Below are 17,192 nucleotides of genomic sequence, written 5' to 3' on the forward strand. Positions count from 1 at the left end.
GTTACGCATGGATAAAATGAATAAGGTCGTTTTACACAAAGAATATTCAGGTTTTGTGCGCTTTTTCCATTGGGTTAGGGCTTTGAGTATTTTTTCTTTAATCGCTACAGGGTTTTACATCGCTTACCCTTTTTTGCAGCCTAATTCCAGCTTTTATAAAGGGGTGTATCTTTTACAAGCTTATGTGCGCTCTTTTCATGTCATGTTTGGGTTTTTGCTCATTAGCGCATTAATCTTTAGAACCTATCTTTTTTTCACTAAAGAAAGCTTGATGGAGCGCAGGAGTTTTAGCCAACTTTTAAGCCCAAAAGCCTGGATTGATCAGATGAAAGCGTATTTTCTTATCAGCGGCAAGCCTCACACTAAAGGAGCGTATAACCCTATCCAACTCGTGGCTTATTCTACTTTGGTTGTTTTGATAGTGTTGATGAGCTTGAGCGGGGTGGTGCTGTATTATAATGTCTATCATGCGGGGCTTGGAGCGTTTTTAGGAAGCGCTTTTAAGTGGTTTGAAGCACTTTGTGGGGGGTTAGCGAATGTTCGTTTTATCCACCACTTAGCGACTTGGGGGTTTATTTTGTTTGTCCCTGTGCATGTTTATATGGTGTTTTTCCATTCTATCAGGTATGAAAGTTCGGGGGCGGATTCTATGATTAATGGCTATGGTTATACCAAAGAATGAGTCAAAAAATCCTAATTCTAGGCATTGGCAATATCCTTTTTGGCGATGAAGGCATTGGGGTGCATCTAGCCCACTATCTCAAAAGAAATTTTTCTTTTTTCCCTAGCGTGGATATTATAGATGGGGGGACTATGGCGCAACAGCTCATTCCTTTAATCACTTCGTATGAAAAGGTTTTGATTTTAGACTGCGTGAGCGCTAAAGGCGTTGAGATAGGATCAGTCTATGCTTTTGATTTTAAGGACGCCCCTAAAGAAATCACATGGGCTGGGAGCGCGCATGAAGTGGAAATGCTACACACTTTAAGGCTCACGGAGTTTTTAGGGGATTTGCCTAAAACTTTTATCGTGGGGCTTGTGCCTTTTGTGATAGGGAGCGAGACCACTTTCAAGCTTTCAAGCGAAATGTTAAACGCTTTAGAAACAGCCTTAAAAGCCATAGAAACCCGACTCAACGCATGGGGGGTTAAAATGCAACGCACCGATCATATCGCTTTAGAGTGTATCGCTGAACTTTCTTATAAGGGTTTTTGAATTGGCGTTTGTTTTTCTTTTTAAATGCGTTAATGAAGAAACAAGCCTGAATTTTACGCCCCTTTTAGAGCGAATGGCATGCAATTTGCAAGCACGTTTTTATAGCGTTTATAAGGATAATACCACTTCTTTCTACCTCCAAGCGAGCGCTGAAACCACTTTAGAATTCGCGCAAAAATTAAGCGAGATCTTACCCTTTTCTTTAGATTTTAGCTTTTTGTCTTTAAAGGAAATCACAGAGCCTTTAGATGAAAATCTTTTCCAAACAACAAGCCTTTCAAAACCCCTTTTTATGAACGCTAAAGAGCATCAAGATTTTTTAGACAAAAATTCATCTTTATATGCCAATGCGTTGGGTTTTGTTAAAAACGCCGCTTTTAAGGGGGCTATAATCCATAGCCCTAAAGAGCTTATAGATTGCTTAACCCAATTAAAAGGCATGCTCAAAACACAGGATTTTACCCCTATTTTCACTTCTAGGGGGGCATTATCCCTTTCTTTAAAAAAGCTCTCTCCAAGCGTTATTTTTAGCGATCTTTCTAGCGTTTTGAGCTGCACTAAATTGCCTTTAGAGGACGCTAAATATTTAGCCAGTTTGGAAAAACCCTCTATCAAAGCCTCTTTAAAAAGCGTGTTTAAGGACACTTTTAAAAACGATGAAATCATAGCCCAACTACCCTTTGACCCCATATTGAATTTATTGTGCCGTATTTTACAAGATGAGGGGATAGAATTTGTCTTTATGCATGAAAGCCATTCTTGTGAAGCGCTGTTACATTATGAAGCGCTTTTTAAAACCCCTAAACGCTTGATCACGCCCACTAAAAAATTCGTGCTAGAAAACCATCTTTCAACCCTTCCCTTTAAAGATGAATTAGAGTTTTTAAGCACAACCCCCAATTCTATTGTGTTGTATTTTAGTTTCAAGCGCCCTACAAGGTTGTTATTGCATGCTAATGGTTCTTTAAAAACGCTTTTAAGCGTTAAATTTGATTTCAATCAAATATTTAACCTCCTCAAACAAGATGAAAAAGCCTCCAGAATGCTACAAAACTACGCGGCTAAATTCCCTGATTTTTACGCGCGCATTGTAGAGCTTTCTCAATACAATCTAGGGGGTGCGAATTTATTGGATTTTTTTCGCATTTTAGGGTTTGTTTTGGGTTATAGCGAGGATTTTTGCACGCAGAGCGTTATTTCTTTGGCTAAAGAATGCTTACGCCCTAAAGGCCCTAGGATTGATTATAAAATCCTTAAAGACAATTCTTTCAAAATGGCTTTAAATTTTTCAAAGATCATGCACAGCGCGATGAGTTTCAGGCTCGCGGGCGTGGAAAATGAAATTTTGAGTTTGGGGATTTTGGATTCTTTAGCGGAGTTTTTAGGGAATTTCATTTGGGATAACGCGCAAAATTTTAGCGTTCAAGAAGTAACGATCGCTGGGGATTTCTTTGGCGAAAAAGTGTTTTTGGATTTGTTTGTGCGGTATTTCCCTAAAACCCTCGCTCTTAAAACGCATGAGTTTTTGGATTATGAATAAGGGCTTAAAAGCGGATGTGCATCATCAACCCGCCGTCCATGTATTGGGTTTTTTTGCTTTTAGTCCTTTCAAAATAAGGCCCAAAAGACAGAGCTTTATTGAAATTAACAATCGGCACGCTCACCCCTTCGGCGATGTTATTTTTAGCGAGTTGTTTGTAAAGTTTTTTGTCGCTTTTTTTATGGCTTTTAAGGTTAGGGCTTTTTTCTAAATCTATGCCTTCTAAAGCGCTATTTTTAGTGAAATCATAAAGCTTTTTGTCGTTTTTATGGTTTTTATGGAGTTTGTAAAACTTTTTACCGCTCTTTTTGTCGTTTTTGGTTTCGGTTTCTAAATCTGTTGCGAACGCACTACTATAAGCCATAAGCGATACAAAAAATAAATTTCTAACTATACGCATAAGAATATCTCCTCTTAATATAGTCTTTTTCTATCACACCACCCTAGCATGTTAGAAATAACCATTAGAAAACACAAGCGTGTTTGAGTAAAAACGCCAACACCACCACGCTTTCTAAAGCCGCTCAATCAATAAAAAGCGTAAGGGAAGTATCCAGGCGCTCCATACCCATAAGGCCCATAAGGCATGAGACCTGACCCATAAGGCATGAAACCATAGGGCATGTAATAATAAGGCATGTAATAGCCTCCATACATCCCGTTTTGCATGGGCGAATTGAGGTTATCCACTGAATTGTAAAAGCCGTTTAAAGAGCCATAAGCGTTATAATTAGTGAAACGATTGATTAAAGGCGTGGTGCGTGCATCAATAGTGGCGTTTTCTTGCTGGATGGCTTTTTCTTCTCTGGCGACTTCTTGGGCTTTGGTTTCTTTAGGATCTTTAACCAGCACTTCTTCTATAGGCACATTCGCCCCACAAGCGCTTAACAGATAGGCTAAAAGACCGGTGTTTAAAAAAAGAACGACTTTAGAAAGATGAGCGGATTGGTTGGGTAAAAAAGTTTTATTGTTTTGATGCATGGGTTTTCCTAAATTTTAAAATAACTAAAGATTAACATGTTTTTGATTTAATGTTGGTTAAGCGGTGGTTTTTAGGGTTATTTCATTTTAACTTTGTTTTTCATTAAAACCCCATACTAAAATCTTATTTTATGATAAAATACCTAGCAATAATATCAAATCTTAAACCAAAGAAAAACCATGAAAAAAGCCCTCTTACTAACTCTCTCTCTCTCGTTTTGGCTCCACGCTGAAAGGAACGGATTTTATTTAGGTTTAAATTTTGCAGAAGGAAGCTATATTCAAGGACAAGGTAGCATCGGCGAAAAAGCTTCAGCAGAAAACGCCTTAAATCAAGCGATCAATAACGCAAAAAATTCATTATTCCCTAACACAAAAGCCATAAGAGATGCAGAAAGCGCCTTAAATGCAGTGAAAGATTCAAACAAAATCGCTAACCGATTCGCAGGAAATGGCGGGTCTGGCGGTATTTTCAATGAACTCAGCTTGGGGTATAAATATTTTTTGGGCAAAAAAAGGATTATAGGGTTTAGGCACTCTCTTTTTTTCGGTTACCAACTTGGTGGCGTTGGTTCTGTTCCTGGCAGCGGTTTAATAGCTTTTTTACCCTATGGTTTCAATACGGATTTGCTCATTAATTGGACTAACGATAAGCGAGCGTCCCAAAAATATGTTGAACGAAGGGTAAAAGGGCTCTCTATATTTTACAAAGATATGACCGGCAGAACGCTAGACGCTAATACATTAAAAAAAGCATCAAGGCATGTATTTAGAAAATCTTCAGGGCTTGTGATTGGCATGGAACTAGGGGGTAGCACTTGGTTTGCAAGCAACAATCTCACCCCTTTCAATCAAGTCAAGAGCCGCACGATTTTTCAGTTGCAAGGAAAATTTGGCGTTCGTTGGAATAATGATGAATACGATATTGATCGCTATGGCGATGAAAACTATCTTGGAGGTTCTAGTGTTGAATTAGGGGTTAAAGTGCCAGCTTTTAAAGTCAATTACTATAGCGATGATTACGGGGATAAATTGGATTATAAAAGAGTGGTGAGCGTTTATCTTAACTATACATATACTTTTAGACGCAAACATTAAAAATGTGCTTTTTATCGCTCTTTGATTGTTTGTCTTAAAAAACGCTTTTGAGTATTTTTACCAACGCTTTATTGAAACAAAGCCTTAGCTTGAAACTCTTCAAAGCCTTTTTTTCTCAGTTGGCATGCCGGGCATTTATCGCAGCCATAGCCATAAGCATGCAAAATCTTTCGCTCTCCTTGGTAGCAGGTGTGCGTTTCTTTGATGATTAGATCTAAAGCCCCTAAATCTTTAGCCATTTGAAATTCTTGCGCTTTATTTAAAAACATTAAAGGCGTTACGATTTTAATCGCCGTGTTTGAGCCTAAATTTAGGGCATGCTCGATGCTTTTAATAAAATCTTCTTTACAATCCGGATAGCCGCTAAAATCCGCTTGTGAAACCCCTAAAGCGATGTTACTAGCCCCTAGTTTTTGCGCGTAAGAATGCAAAAGGGTGATAAAAATAGCGTTACGATTAGGCACAAAAGAGTTGGGTAAATCTTTATTTTGTGCATGCGAATGCCCCATTAAATCGTTAGAGTTTTTAAAAAGCGCGGAGCGGGTGATATTCTCTAAAAAATCTAATGGGATGATTTCATAAGGGAGTTGTAAAAGAGAAGCGATTTTTTGAGCGCATTCTAATTCCACAGAGTGTTTTTGCGCATAATCAAACCCCACTAAACAGACTTTTTTAAAACGCTTTTTCGCCCATACAGCCAAAGTGGTGCTGTCTTGCCCGCCGCTAAAACCGATCACGCAAATTTCTTGTTCCATCAAAATTCCTTAAAAATTCTAAAAAGATATAATAACACAAAGAAGTTTTAAGAGTAAAAGCGTGTTTGAGTTAGAAGAAGGATTAAAAGAATTGTTTGAAATTTATGAAAAATCCCCTTATGAGCTTTACTTGGTAGGGGGGTGCGTGCGCGATTGTTTGATGGGCATTACCCCAAAAGATTACGATTTAACCTCAAACGCTTTGGTGAGTGAGAGTAAAGAGCTTCTTTTAAAGCGCCATTTTAGGGTGCTAGAAACCGGTATCAAACATGGCACGATCACGGCTCTTAAAAACCATCAAAGCTATGAAATCACAACCTTTAGAATGGAAAAGGGGCATATCAAGCACCGAAAGCCTAAAGAATTGGTTTTTAGCGCTCATTTAACAGACGATTTAAAGCGGCGCGATTTTAGCATGAACGCAATCGCTTATAGCCCTACAAAAGGGCTGATTGATCCTTTTAAAGGGCAGAATGCGATTGAAAATCAAATAATTGGATGCGTGGGGGGAGCGCGATTAAGGTTTTTTGAAGACACTTTAAGGATTTTAAGAGCGTTGCGATTTAGCGCAACTTTAGGCTTTAAGATAGCGCCAAGCACTAAAGAAGCGGTTTTTGCGTGTAAGGATTTGTTAAAACACCTCTCCAAAGAACGCTTACAAAGCGAGTTGAATAAGCTTCTTATGGGGAAAAACGCCTATGAAGTGGCTAAAGAATATCAAGAAATTTTGGAGTTGGTTATTCAAGAAAAAATAGAAAATTTAGGGTTTTTAAAAAACGTGCCTTTGAATTTGGAATTAAGATTGTTAGGGTTTTTTAAGCATCAAAAAAGTTTAGAAAATCTACGATACCCTAAAAAAACTTGTGTTTTATTCGCTCAAGCTAAAGAATGCCATAAAGCTTTTTCAAATATTCATAGCAAAACAGAGTTAAAGTTTTTATTGAAAGACTACGATTTAGAGCCTTTTAATTTGGCTTTAGATTTTTATGCACTAGAAAACCCCAAACACGCTTTAAAAATCAAAGGCTTGTTAAAAGAAATCTTTGATTCTAACGAGCCTTTTAAAAAAGAACACTTGGCCCTTAAGGGCGGCACGCTTCAAAGCTTGGGTTACCAGCATCAAAAAATCGGCGAAATTTTAAACGCATGCTTAGATTTAGTCATCGCTAACCCTAAAAATAACGCTTTAGAATGGCTGATTGAATGGGTTAAGGGTCATTATTTACCTAATGATGCTATAAATCTTTCGCCAATAGGCAGAAGAAATTAAAAACAGAGAAAACATGATAACGATGAATGCGATTCAATGGCCTGAAAAATGGATTCCAGGAGAGACTGATAATTTTGTGTCCAATGAAGTCATTGTCAAAGGTTTGGATTTTAATAAAGTGGTGCAACACTTAAGAGATGCGTCTTGTTGGGAAAAGTATTACAAAAATTCAGGGAATGTCCACATGCATAATCAAGACAATACCATTCTTAAAGACAAGACTCGTTTCCGCTTTGAAACTTTTGGCTTTTTGGTGGAAGCAGAAGTGGAAGAGTTTGAATTGAAAGACGCTATTTTGCGTTTGGCTTGGAGAGGTTGGAATGAAGCTAAAGGTGATGAGTATCTTGAAGTGTATCACGCATGGCTAGTTGAAAAATTAGATAATGATCGTGTGCGTATTTTAACCCAAGAAAGCCAATCAGGAGTCCCTGCTAAAGCTTTAGCGAAATCTGTGCCTAATGCGATGTTAAACGGCCATCAAGCTTGGTTAGATGGCTTAGTGGCGTATTCACGCTAATAAGTGAGGATTGGATGAAAATCGGATGGATTGGATTAGGGGCTATGGGGACTCCTATGGCGACTCGTTTGCACGATGCAAATTTAGAAGTGTCGGTTTATAACCGAACAGAGAGCAAAGCAGCCCCTTTAAAGGAAAAAGGCGTAGCGGTTTATACTAGCCCCATAGATTTAGCCGATAAAGTTGATTTGGTTTTTATCATGCTTTCGGATAAAACGGCGATTGATGCCGTTTTAGCACCAAAATTTTGGGAACAGATGTCTGAAAAAATCGTGGTGAATATGAGTACTATCGCCCCTTTGGAGAGCTTATCTTTAGAAAAAACCGCTCAAAAGCATCAAGTAACTTACCTTGAAGCACCCGTTTCAGGATCGGTTGGCACAGCCAAAGCCGGGGCGTTATTGATTTTAGCGGCAGGTGAAAAAGAAGTGATCACTCAACTCAAACCTGTTTTGGCGCATTTGGGGAGTCAAACCTTTTATTTGGGTAAGATTGGTCAAGGGACAGGAGCTAAACTATCCATTAATAGCCTTTTGGCTCAAATGGGGGTTGCTTATTCAGAAGCTTTGCTATTAGCCAAACATTTAGGGGTTGATGCAGAGTCATTTTTGCAAATTATTGGCCAATCTGGCATGAATTCGTCTCTCTTTCAAGCTAAAAAAGGCATGTGGTTGCAAGATAATTATCCGGCCGCTTTCAGTTTGAAGCTCATGCTCAAAGACATTCGTTTAGCCAACAATGAAGCAGGAGAGGCGATTGAATTACCATTCTTATCCAAGGCGCAAGAACTTTATTCTCAAGCGGAAAAATCCGGTTTAGGCGAAATGGATATGGCAGCCGTTTATCATTATTTAGAAAAAGGAGATCATTAAAATGGACAGAGAACAAGTGGTTGCTTTACAGCACCAACGATTTGCTGCAAAAAAATACGATCCTAATCGTCGTATTTCCCAAAAGGATTGGGAAGCTTTAGTTGAAGTGGGGAGGTTAGCCCCTTCTTCAATCGGGCTTGAACCATGGAAAATGCTTTTATTGAAAAATGAACGCATGAAAGAAGATTTAAAACCGATGGCCTGGGGGCGCTTTTTGGTTTAGAGGGAGCGAGCCATTTTGTCATTTATCTTGCACGAAAAGGCGTTACTTATGACAGCGATTATGTTAAGAAAGTGATGCATGAGGTTAAAAAAAGGGATTATGACACCAATTCCAGGTTCGCTCAAATATTCAAAAATTTCCAAGAGAACGATATGAAACTCAATAGCGAACGATCTTTGTTTGATTGGGCTAGCAAGCAGACTTATATCCAAATGGCGAACATGATGATGGCAGAGGCCATGTTAGGGATTGATTCTTGCCCGATTGAAGGGTATGATCAAGAAAAAGTGGAGGCTTATTTAGAGGAAAAAGGCTATCTGAACACGGCAGAATTTGGCGTGTCGGTAATGGCTTGTTTTGGTTATCGTAACCAAGAAATCACCCCTAAAACCCGCTGGAAGACAGAAGTTATTTATGAAGTGATTGAATAAAAAACGCTTTTAGCTTTTTGATAATCAATCATAAAAAGCTTGGCGTTAGCCAAGCGCTAATCTCTTAAATAATGCCTATTCATGTTTATAAAAACAGAACTACCACAATATAATTAAGTATTCTTTAGGTATAATCAAAAACTATTTTTAAATAAAGGGTTTTTATGCTTCGTTTTGCGCCTTCGCCTACAGGGGATATGCACATAGGGAATTTAAGGGCAGCCATTTTCAATTACATTGTGGCCAAACAGCAACACAAACCCTTTCTCATTCGCATTGAAGACACGGACAAAGAGCGCAACATTGAAGGCAAAGACCAGGAAATTTTAGAAATTTTAAAGCTTATGGGGATAAGTTGGGACAAGCTCGTGTATCAAAGCCATAACATAGATTACCACAAAAGAATGGCAGAAAAATTACTGAAAGAAAATAAAGCGTTTTATTGTTATGCGAGCGCGGAGTTTTTAGAAAGAGAAAAAGAAAAAGCCAAGAATGAAAAACGCCCTTTTAGGTATTTAGACGAGTGGGCCACTTTAGAAAAAGACAAAAACCATGCCCCTGTGGTGCGTTTAAAAGCCCCAAATCATGTGGTGTCTTTCAATGATACGATTAAAAAAGAAGTGAAATTTGAGCCTGATGAATTGGATTCTTTTGTGCTTTTGAGAAAGGATAAAAGCCCTACTTATAATTTCGCTTGCGCATGCGATGATTTGCTCTATGAAATCAGTCTGATCATTAGAGGCGAAGATCATGTGAGCAACACCCCCAAACAAATCTTAATCCAGCAAGCTTTAGGCTCAAACGATCCGATTGTTTATGCACATTTGCCCATTATTTTAGATGAAACAAGCGGTAAAAAAATGAGCAAAAGAGACGAAGCGTCCAGCGTGAAATGGCTTTTGAATCAAGGGTTTTTGCCGGTTGCGATTGCGAATTACCTCATCACTATCGGTAATAAAGTGCCTAAGGAAGTTTTTAGCCTTGATGAAGCGATAGAATGGTTTAGTTTAGAAAATCTTTCTAATTCCCCGGCCCATTTTAATTTGAAATATTTAAAACACTTAAACCACGAGCATTTAAAGCTTTTAGACGATGAAAAGTTATTAGAACTCACTTCAATAAAAGATAAAAACCTCTTAGGGCTTTTAAGATTGTTTGTAGAAGAATGCGGCACGCTTTTAGAATTGAAAGAAAAAATTTCGTTGTTTTTAGAGCCAAAGGATATTGTTAAAACTTACGAGAACGAAGATTTTAAAGAGCGTTGTTTAGCGCTTTTTAACGCCCTAAAAAGCATGGATTTTCAAGCGTATAAGGATTTTGAAAGCTTTAAAAAAGAAGCCATGCGATTGAGTCAGCTTAAGGGTAAGGATTTTTTCAAACCTTTGCGCATTCTTTTAACCGGGAATTCGCATGGCGTTGAATTGCCGTTGATCTTCCCCTATATCCAAAGCCATTCTCAAGAAGTTTTAAGGCTAAAAGCATGATATTTTCCACTCTCCTTAACGCAGTAGCGGTGATTTTAAGCTCGCTCATTACGATTTACATGTGGGTAGTGATCATTTATTCGCTTATCAGCTTCGTGCAGCCTAACCCTAATAACCCCATCATGCAAATCCTCGCTCGTTTGTGTGAGCCGGTGTTTTATTTTTTACGCTCTAGATTCAAGCTGGTGTTTAACGGGTTGGATTTCGCTCCTTTAGTGGTGGTCATTGTGTTGAAATTTTTAGATTTAACCCTCATCCAATGGCTTTTTGCACTCGCCAAAAGCCTCTAAAGAAAATCATGCGTTTTTTGATGTTATTTTTTATCGGTGTGCTTGGCGTTGGTTTTTCTCAAACCGAGTTGGATTTAAAGGATTTAGAAAAAAAGCCCGCCGGGATTGTTAGGGATTATTATTTGTGGCGTTATATTAGCGATAAAAAAACGAGTTTAGAAAACGCTAAAAAAGCCTATGAATTGACCCAAAATAAAAACAGCACCCTACAAAAAGCCATGCAAGAAAAAGGCTCAGACAATTCAGAAAAAAGCCCTGATGTTAAAATGCCTGAAGATATTTATTGCAAGCAAATTACCTTAGAAAGCATGTTAGAAACAACAGACGCTTTCCAAGCGAGTTGTATCGCTATCGCTTTGAAATCAAAAATCAGAGATTTTGATAAAATCCCCCTTCAAACCTTTAAACCTTTACAAGAAAAAATCAAAGAGGCTTACCCCGTTCTTTATGAAGAATTAGAAATCTTGCAAAGTAAGAACGTGAGCGCTTCTTTGTTTAAGGCTAACGCGCAAGTGTTTAGCGCGCTCTTTAACCATTTGAGTTATGAAAAAAAGCTCCAAATTTTTGAAAAGCATATTCCGATTAAAGAGTTAAACCGCCTTTTAGATGAAGATTACCCGGCGTTTAATCGCTTGATCTATCAAGTCATCTTAGATCCTAAATTGGATCATTTTAAAGACGCTCTCGCTAAAAGTAACGCCACCCAAAACAACGCGCAAACCTTTTTTATCCTAGGGATTAACGAAATCTTGCACAAAAAACCCTCTAAAGCGTTCAAGTATTTTGAACGATCAGAAGCGGTGGTTAAAGACGATGATTTTTCAAAAGACAGAGCGATTTTTTGGCAGTATTTAGTCTCTAAAAAGAAAAAAACTTTGGAACGCCTTTCACAAAGCCCTGCCCTAAACCTCTATAGTCTTTATGCGAGCCGTAAACTCCAGACCACGCCCAGTTACCGCATCATTTCTCACATCCAGAATTTAAGTCAAGAAGACCCTCCTTTTAACACTTATGACCCTTTTTCGTGGCAAATTTTTAAGGAAAAAACCTTGAGTTTGAAAGATGAGAGCGCATTTAATGCGATGCTAAAAAGCCTGTATTATGAAAAAAGCGCCCCTGAATTGACCTATCTTTTAAGCCAACGCAATAAAGACAAGATTTATTATTATTTATCCCCTTATGAAGGCATTATTGAATGGCAAAATGTTGATGAAAGGGCTATGGCGTATGCGATCGCTAGGCAAGAAAGCTTTTTGCTCCCGGCAGTCATTTCGCGCTCGTTCGCTCTGGGGCTTATGCAAATCATGCCCTTTAATGTAGGGCCTTTCGCTAAACGCCTTGGCATGGATAACATTGATCTAAACGATATGTTTAACCCCAACATCGCTCTCAAACTTGGCAATTATTACTTGAATCATTTGAAAAAAGAATTCAACCACCCCCTTTTTGTCGCCTACGCTTACAACGCTGGGCCTGGGTTTTTAAGGAGGTGGTTAGAAAGCTCCAAACGATTTAAAGAAAAAAATCATTTTGAGCCATGGCTTAGCATGGAGCTTATGCCTTATAGCGAGACTCGCATGTATGGCTTTAGGGTCATGCTCAATTACTTGATTTATCAAGAAATTTTTGGGAATTTCATCCCTATTGATGGATTTTTAGAACAAACTCTTAACTCAAAGGACAAACCATGATTAAAAAATGCCTTTTTCCTGCCGCTGGCTATGGCACGCGCTTTTTGCCGATCACTAAAACCATTCCTAAAGAAATGCTGCCCATTGTGGATAAACCTTTAATCCAATACGCTGTAGAAGAAGCGATGGAAGCGGGCTGTGAAGTGATGGCGATCGTTACAGGCAGAAACAAACGAAGCTTAGAAGATTATTTTGACACGAGCTATGAAATAGAGCATCAAATCCAAGGCACTAACAAAGAAAACGCTCTAAAAAGTATTCGTAACATTATAGAGAAATGCTGTTTTTCCTATGTGCGCCAAAAGCAAATGAAAGGCTTAGGGCATGCGATTTTAACCGGAGAAGCCCTCATAGGCAATGAGCCTTTTGCAGTGATTTTAGCCGACGACTTATGCATAAGCCATGATCATCCTAGCGTGTTAAAGCAAATGACTTCATTGTATCAAAAATACCAATGCTCCATTGTAGCCATTGAAGAAGTGGCGTTAGAAGAAGTTTCAAAATACGGCGTAATTAGGGGCGAATGGTTAGAAGATGGGGTGTATGAGATTAAAGACATGGTAGAAAAACCAAGCCAAGAAGACGCCCCAAGCAATCTGGCCGTCATTGGGCGCTACATTTTAACCCCAGATATTTTTGATATTTTGCGTGAGACCAAACCGGGTAAAAACAATGAAATCCAAATCACAGACGCTTTACTCACTCAAGCCAAAAGAAAACGGATCATCGCTTACCAATTCAAAGGCAAACGATACGATTGCGGGAGCGTGGAAGGCTATATTGAAGCGAGTAACGCTTATTATAAAAAACGCTTATAAATCTTATCAACATGGGCAATTTGACTTATTACGCTTACATGTATTTGATCCTCTTTGTATGCTTGATCCCTGTGTTTTTAGGGGGGTTTGTTTGGAGGCTTTCTCGCCCCCCTTTAAAGCAAAATATTCCTAATAAAAACCTCTCTTTAGAAGATTTGAGCGAACAAGTTAAAAACCTTAAAAGTGCACCAGCTTTAGAAAAACTTAAAAACAGCTTCAATGAGCGTTTTAAAATTTGCCCTAAAGATAAAGAAACTCTGTGGCTAGAAACGATCCAAAAATTAGTCGCTTCAGAATTTTTTGAATTAGAAGACGCTATTAATTTTGGGCAAGAATTAGAAAACGCTAACCCTAATTACCGACAAAAAATCGCTAACGCTACCGGCTTAGCCCTTAAGAATAAAAAAGAAAAAGGATAGAATTGGATTTTTTAGAGATTGTAGGACAAGTCCCTTTAAAAGGGGGGGTAGAAATTTCAGGGGCGAAAAACTCCGCACTCCCCATTTTAGCCGCCACGCTTTTAAGCCAACAGGAAGTCAAAATCAAATCTTTGCCCCAAGTGGTGGATATAAAGGCGATGGCGTTATTGTTGCAAAATTTAGGCGCAGAATTAGAATGGCTTAACCCCCACACGCTCCAACTCAGCGCCAAATCCTTGCACCACACCGAAGCCACTTACGATTTGGTGCGTAAAATGCGCGCTTCCATTTTGGTTTTAGGCCCTTTATTAGCGCGTTTTAAAGAATGCTTAGTGAGTTTGCCCGGTGGGTGCGCTATAGGAGCAAGGCCTGTGGATTTACACCTAAAAGCGATGCAACAATTAGGGGCTGAAATCAAAATTGAGCAAGGCTATATCCACGCAAAAGCCCCTAAAGGCTTGAAAGGGAATGATATTTTATTTGATAAAATCAGCGTTACAGGCACAGAAAACGCCCTCATGGCAGCCAGTCTTGCTAAAGGGATCACGCGCATCATTAACGCCGCTAAAGAGCCAGAAATCGCTCAATTGTGCGCGTTTTTACAGAGTGGGGGGGTAGAAATTGAGGGCGTTGGTAGCAGCGAGTTAAAGATTAGAGGGGTTGAAAATGACGCTTTAAATTTAAAAGACATTCAAATCATACCCGATAGGATTGAAGCAGGCACTTATTTATGCGTGGGGGCTATCGCTAACAGCCAGCTTAAAATCAATCGCATCATCCCTAACCATCTTCAAGCGATCACTGATAAGCTCATAGAAATTGGTTTTTCGCTAGACATTCAAGAAAATTCTATAGAAATTTATCCGGCCAAAAAACGCCAAGCCTTTGAAATCACCACGAAAGAATACCCGGGCTTTCCCACAGACATGCAAGCGCAATTCATGGCGTTAGCCACGCAGTGTTTGGGGACGAGCGTGATTGAAGAGACGCTTTTTGAAAACCGCTTCATGCATGCAAGCGAATTGCAACGCTTGGGGGCTAATATCAGCCTAAAAACCAATATCGCTACCATTAGCGGATCCACAGAGCTTACCGGAAGCGATGTGATGGCGACCGATTTAAGGGCTTCTTCGGCTCTCATTTTAGCCGCTTTAGTGGCTAAGGGCGTGAGTAGGGTGCATAGGATTTACCACTTGGATAGGGGTTATGAGAGATTGGAGGATAAAATCAACGCTTTAGGGGCAAAAGTGTTGCGTTTAAAAGAAAAATAATCCAAGATTTGGTTACAATAGCTAGAATATTTTTTAATTATTACATAAGGAGCTTTTATGCGTATTGAGCATGATTTCATTGGGCAAATGGAAATTAGCGACGAGGTTTATTACGGAATCCAAACTTTAAGAGCGAGTGAAAATTTTTTCATCACCAACGACAAGCTTTGCAGTTATCCTGTTTTTATCAAATCTTTTGCTCAAGTCAAAAAAGCGGCCGCTTTAGCGAACGCGCAATTAGGCTTGATTGATGAAAAGCTTAAAATTGCGATTTGCCATGCGTGCGATTTGTTGGTTGATGGCAAATACCATGATCAATTCATTGTGGATATGATTCAAGGGGGGGCTGGCACAAGCACGAACATGAACATGAATGAAGTGATTGCTAATTTGGCTTTAGAATACATGGGGCATCAAAAGGGCGAGTATCAATTTTGCCACCCAAACGACCATGTCAACCGCTCTCAATCCACTAATGACGCCTATCCTAGCGCGTTAAAAATCGCTATTTATGAGCGCTTGAGTAATTTAGTCGCTCCCATGAAAGCCTTAAGGGACGCTTTCGCTCAAAAGGCTAAGGAATTTTCCCATGTGATTAAAATGGGGCGCACCCAACTTCAAGACGCTGTGCCTATGACTTTAGGGCAAGAGTTTGAAACTTATGCGTTGATGGTTGATAGGGATATTGAGCAGGTTTTAGACGCTAGGAATTGGGTAAGAGAGCTTAATTTAGGCGGCACGGCTATTGGCACAGGGATCAATTCGCACCCGGATTATCGCAGTTTGATTGAAAAGAAAATCCAAGAAGTAACGGGTCGCCCTTTTGTCATGGCTAATAACTTGATTGAAGCCACTCAAAGCACGGGGGCGTATGTGCAAGTGAGTGGGGTTTTAAAGCGTATTGCGGTGAAACTCTCTAAAGTCTGTAACGATCTCAGGCTACTCAGCTCAGGCCCTAGAGCCGGGTTGAATGAAATCAATTTGCCTAAAATGCAGCCGGGTAGCTCTATCATGCCCGGTAAAGTCAATCCGGTGATCCCTGAAGTGGTCAATCAGGTGTGCTTTGCGGTGATTGGGAACGATTTGAGCGTGGCGTTAGCCGCAGAAGGAGGGCAATTACAACTCAATGTGTTTGAGCCGGTTATCGCTTACAAGCTTTTCCATTCCTTTGTGATTTTAGGGCGTGCGATTGAAACTTTAACGACTAAGTGCGTGGAAGGCATCACGGCTAATGAAAAGATTTGCCACGATTATGTCTTTAACAGCATTGGCATTGTTACCGCGCTAAACCCTCATATCGGCTATGAAAAATCCGCTATGATCGCCAAAGAAGCCTTAAAAAGCGATCGCTCTATCTATGACATCGCTTTAGAAAAGAAAATCTTAACCAAAGAGCAACTGGACGATATTTTCAAGCCAGAAAACATGCTAAGCCCTCACGCTTTCAAAAAACATAAAGACTGAACGCTTTGCAACACTCACGCCTTCAAACTTTACGCTCCCTTTATATGGAGCGTCTTTTGGGCGAAACTTACACCAATATCAGCCTTACAAAGCCCCAAAATAAGCCCCTTAACAAACAAGTTCATGAGGGTATAGAAAATTGCAATCTGTGCAAACGCCACCAACATTCAAAACCGGTGATTGGGCTTTTTAACCCCAATTCCAAGCTCGCTTTCATCACGCTCACCCCCATGCTGGATAGCCAATTACATTTCTTAAACAATTTAAAAGCGGTCATGTTAGAGAGCATTATCCAAAAGGTTTTTAACTACCCCTTAAAAGATTGCAATATTTTATCGCTCCTTAAATGCGACTCTAACAGCCTTAATTTAGAAGAAGAAATCAACGCATGCCTACCCCATTTAATCTGGCAATTAGACAACAGCGCTTCAAAAGTCATTGTGGTATTTGGCGAGATTTTGCCCAAACGCCTTTTAAACCTTTCTAAAGAAGAGTCCTTTGGGCGCATCGTGTCTTTAAAAACCAAACATTTTTTAAGCACCCATGCTTTAGAGGACATGCTCAAAAACCCCACGCTCAAAAAAGAAGCGTTAGCGCATTTCAAAATAGCGCTCCAATTCCTTAATCAGTCTTAAAATACGCCTTATTTTTTAATCCACTTTCTCACCGCACGCAACAAAGGTAAGGATTTTTGATAAGCTTTGTAATAGATTTTAAAAGTGGTGTTTTGAGAGAGTTCCAATAAAGGCGAAGCGTTTTGTAACAGGCGATCGTAATCGGCTCTCAAATTATTATAATCGGCTCTCAAATGATTATAATCGGCTCTCAAATGATTATAATCGGCTCTCAAATG

General features: G+C 39.4%; 18 protein-coding genes and 2 pseudogenes. 16 read left to right on the forward strand and 4 right to left on the reverse strand.

Annotation, left to right across the window (positions count from 1 at the left end; translation table 11 throughout):
* Positions 1–7 precede the first annotated feature (7 nt).
* From cybH to hydE, 3 genes are read left to right on the forward strand one after another with little or no spacing between them, the layout of a single operon-like run.
* On the forward strand, positions 8–682 hold the full coding sequence (cybH, locus tag EWZ81_RS05030; RefSeq protein ID WP_165549226.1) for a Ni/Fe-hydrogenase, b-type cytochrome subunit: 675 nt from the start codon (positions 8–10) through the stop codon (positions 680–682).
* Positions 679–1,215 carry a hydrogenase biosynthesis protein HydD gene (gene hydD, locus EWZ81_RS05035; protein ID WP_128061729.1) on the forward strand — a complete coding sequence of 179 codons (537 nt, stop codon included), beginning with the start codon at positions 679–681 and terminating at the stop codon, positions 1,213–1,215. Before cybH ends, hydD begins: the two co-directional genes overlap by 4 nt.
* A gap of 1 nt (position 1,216) precedes the next feature.
* Complete coding sequence (gene hydE, locus EWZ81_RS05040; protein WP_165549227.1) at positions 1,217–2,755, forward strand: hydrogenase biosynthesis protein HydE; 1,539 nt, start codon at positions 1,217–1,219, stop codon at positions 2,753–2,755.
* Between the two features lie 4 nt (positions 2,756–2,759).
* Here hydE and EWZ81_RS05045 read toward each other — a convergent pair whose 3' ends face one another.
* Positions 2,760–3,155: a hypothetical protein gene (locus EWZ81_RS05045; RefSeq protein WP_165549228.1), complete on the reverse strand. Its 396-nt coding sequence runs from the start codon at positions 3,153–3,155 to the stop codon at positions 2,760–2,762.
* 128 nt (positions 3,156–3,283) lie between these two features.
* The gene (locus tag EWZ81_RS05050) at positions 3,284–3,736 is read right to left on the reverse strand and encodes a hypothetical protein (RefSeq protein ID WP_165528025.1); all 453 of its coding nucleotides are present in this window, start codon (positions 3,734–3,736) and stop codon (positions 3,284–3,286) included.
* A 180-nt stretch (positions 3,737–3,916) separates the two neighbouring features.
* Between EWZ81_RS05050 and oipA the strand changes: the two genes are divergently transcribed.
* Entirely contained in the window at positions 3,917–4,834 is a 918-nt protein-coding gene (oipA, locus tag EWZ81_RS05055; RefSeq protein ID WP_165549229.1) for an outer inflammatory protein OipA, read from the forward strand.
* Between the two features lie 68 nt (positions 4,835–4,902).
* Here the strand turns inward: oipA and queC are convergent, their stop codons facing one another.
* Entirely contained in the window at positions 4,903–5,589 is a 687-nt protein-coding gene (gene queC, locus EWZ81_RS05060; protein ID WP_165549230.1) for a 7-cyano-7-deazaguanine synthase QueC, read from the reverse strand.
* A gap of 61 nt (positions 5,590–5,650) precedes the next feature.
* Between queC and EWZ81_RS05065 the strand changes: the two genes are divergently transcribed.
* The 12 genes and pseudogenes from EWZ81_RS05065 to EWZ81_RS05120 all read left to right on the forward strand — a co-directional run bounded on the left by EWZ81_RS05065 (position 5,651) and on the right by EWZ81_RS05120 (position 16,974).
* Entirely contained in the window at positions 5,651–6,859 is a 1,209-nt protein-coding gene (locus EWZ81_RS05065; protein ID WP_165549231.1) for a tRNA nucleotidyltransferase/poly(A) polymerase-related protein, read from the forward strand.
* A gap of 13 nt (positions 6,860–6,872) precedes the next feature.
* A complete protein-coding gene (locus EWZ81_RS08485; RefSeq protein WP_165549232.1) occupies positions 6,873–7,376 on the forward strand; it encodes an SRPBCC family protein in 504 nt (167 codons plus the stop codon).
* A gap of 14 nt (positions 7,377–7,390) precedes the next feature.
* On the forward strand, positions 7,391–8,248 hold the full coding sequence (locus tag EWZ81_RS05075; protein WP_165549233.1) for an NAD(P)-dependent oxidoreductase: 858 nt from the start codon (positions 7,391–7,393) through the stop codon (positions 8,246–8,248).
* 1 nt (position 8,249) lies between these two features.
* Positions 8,250–8,902 (forward strand): annotated as a pseudogene (gene frxA / locus EWZ81_RS05080) (NAD(P)H-dependent flavin oxidoreductase FrxA).
* Positions 8,903–9,066: 164 nt separating this feature from the next.
* On the forward strand, positions 9,067–10,386 hold the full coding sequence (gene gltX, locus EWZ81_RS05085; protein ID WP_165549234.1) for a glutamate--tRNA ligase: 1,320 nt from the start codon (positions 9,067–9,069) through the stop codon (positions 10,384–10,386).
* Positions 10,383–10,676, forward strand: a complete 294-nt coding sequence (locus tag EWZ81_RS05090; protein WP_000577980.1) for a YggT family protein — start codon at positions 10,383–10,385, stop codon at positions 10,674–10,676. The genes gltX and EWZ81_RS05090 overlap by 4 nt, the downstream gene beginning before the upstream one ends.
* An 8-nt stretch (positions 10,677–10,684) precedes the next feature.
* On the forward strand, positions 10,685–12,367 hold the full coding sequence (locus tag EWZ81_RS05095; RefSeq protein ID WP_165549235.1) for a lytic transglycosylase domain-containing protein: 1,683 nt from the start codon (positions 10,685–10,687) through the stop codon (positions 12,365–12,367).
* Positions 12,364–13,185 carry a UTP--glucose-1-phosphate uridylyltransferase GalU gene (gene galU / locus EWZ81_RS05100; protein ID WP_165549236.1) on the forward strand — a complete coding sequence of 274 codons (822 nt, stop codon included), beginning with the start codon at positions 12,364–12,366 and terminating at the stop codon, positions 13,183–13,185. The genes EWZ81_RS05095 and galU overlap by 4 nt, the downstream gene beginning before the upstream one ends.
* Before the next feature lie 11 nt (positions 13,186–13,196).
* A complete protein-coding gene (locus EWZ81_RS05105) occupies positions 13,197–13,604 on the forward strand; it encodes a hypothetical protein (RefSeq protein WP_165549237.1) in 408 nt (135 codons plus the stop codon).
* 2 nt (positions 13,605–13,606) lie between these two features.
* Positions 13,607–14,875, forward strand: coding sequence for a UDP-N-acetylglucosamine 1-carboxyvinyltransferase (gene murA, locus EWZ81_RS05110; RefSeq protein WP_165549238.1), 1,269 nt, complete (start codon positions 13,607–13,609; stop codon positions 14,873–14,875).
* 57 nt (positions 14,876–14,932) lie between these two features.
* A complete protein-coding gene (gene aspA, locus EWZ81_RS05115; protein WP_001217509.1) occupies positions 14,933–16,339 on the forward strand; it encodes an aspartate ammonia-lyase in 1,407 nt (468 codons plus the stop codon).
* A 44-nt stretch (positions 16,340–16,383) separates the two neighbouring features.
* Positions 16,384–16,974 (forward strand): uracil-DNA glycosylase family protein, encoded by a 591-nt coding sequence (locus EWZ81_RS05120; protein WP_165549239.1) that lies wholly within the window; start codon positions 16,384–16,386, stop codon positions 16,972–16,974.
* An 8-nt stretch (positions 16,975–16,982) separates the two neighbouring features.
* On the opposite strand, the pseudogene EWZ81_RS05125 reads toward EWZ81_RS05120, so the two are convergent.
* Positions 16,983–17,192: pseudogene (locus EWZ81_RS05125) on the reverse strand (glycosyltransferase family 10 domain-containing protein); the annotation flags it as partial.

This window comes from Helicobacter pylori, from assembly GCF_011140715.1.
In the GTDB taxonomy this organism is placed as follows: domain Bacteria; phylum Campylobacterota; class Campylobacteria; order Campylobacterales; family Helicobacteraceae; genus Helicobacter; species Helicobacter pylori_DA.

Excerpts from the sequence above, each read along its gene's own strand:
- galU (WP_165549236.1), top strand. The coding sequence starts at position 12,364 with ATGATTAAAAAATGCCTTTTTCCTGCCGCTGGCTATGGCACGCGCTTT.
- EWZ81_RS08485 (WP_165549232.1), top strand. The coding sequence starts at position 6,873 with ATGATAACGATGAATGCGATTCAATGGCCTGAAAAATGGATTCCAGGA.
- EWZ81_RS05075 (WP_165549233.1), top strand. The coding sequence starts at position 7,391 with ATGAAAATCGGATGGATTGGATTAGGGGCTATGGGGACTCCTATGGCG.
- hydD (WP_128061729.1), top strand. The coding sequence starts at position 679 with ATGAGTCAAAAAATCCTAATTCTAGGCATTGGCAATATCCTTTTTGGC.
- cybH (WP_165549226.1), top strand. The coding sequence starts at position 8 with ATGGATAAAATGAATAAGGTCGTTTTACACAAAGAATATTCAGGTTTT.
- EWZ81_RS05050 (WP_165528025.1), bottom strand. The coding sequence starts at position 3,736 with ATGCATCAAAACAATAAAACTTTTTTACCCAACCAATCCGCTCATCTT.
- gltX (WP_165549234.1), top strand. The coding sequence starts at position 9,067 with ATGCTTCGTTTTGCGCCTTCGCCTACAGGGGATATGCACATAGGGAAT.
- EWZ81_RS05090 (WP_000577980.1), top strand. The coding sequence starts at position 10,383 with ATGATATTTTCCACTCTCCTTAACGCAGTAGCGGTGATTTTAAGCTCG.
- EWZ81_RS05045 (WP_165549228.1), bottom strand. The coding sequence starts at position 3,155 with ATGCGTATAGTTAGAAATTTATTTTTTGTATCGCTTATGGCTTATAGT.
- EWZ81_RS05120 (WP_165549239.1), top strand. The coding sequence starts at position 16,384 with ATGGAGCGTCTTTTGGGCGAAACTTACACCAATATCAGCCTTACAAAG.
- aspA (WP_001217509.1), top strand. The coding sequence starts at position 14,933 with ATGCGTATTGAGCATGATTTCATTGGGCAAATGGAAATTAGCGACGAG.
- oipA (WP_165549229.1), top strand. The coding sequence starts at position 3,917 with ATGAAAAAAGCCCTCTTACTAACTCTCTCTCTCTCGTTTTGGCTCCAC.
- EWZ81_RS05095 (WP_165549235.1), top strand. The coding sequence starts at position 10,685 with ATGCGTTTTTTGATGTTATTTTTTATCGGTGTGCTTGGCGTTGGTTTT.
- EWZ81_RS05105 (WP_165549237.1), top strand. The coding sequence starts at position 13,197 with ATGGGCAATTTGACTTATTACGCTTACATGTATTTGATCCTCTTTGTA.
- queC (WP_165549230.1), bottom strand. The coding sequence starts at position 5,589 with ATGGAACAAGAAATTTGCGTGATCGGTTTTAGCGGCGGGCAAGACAGC.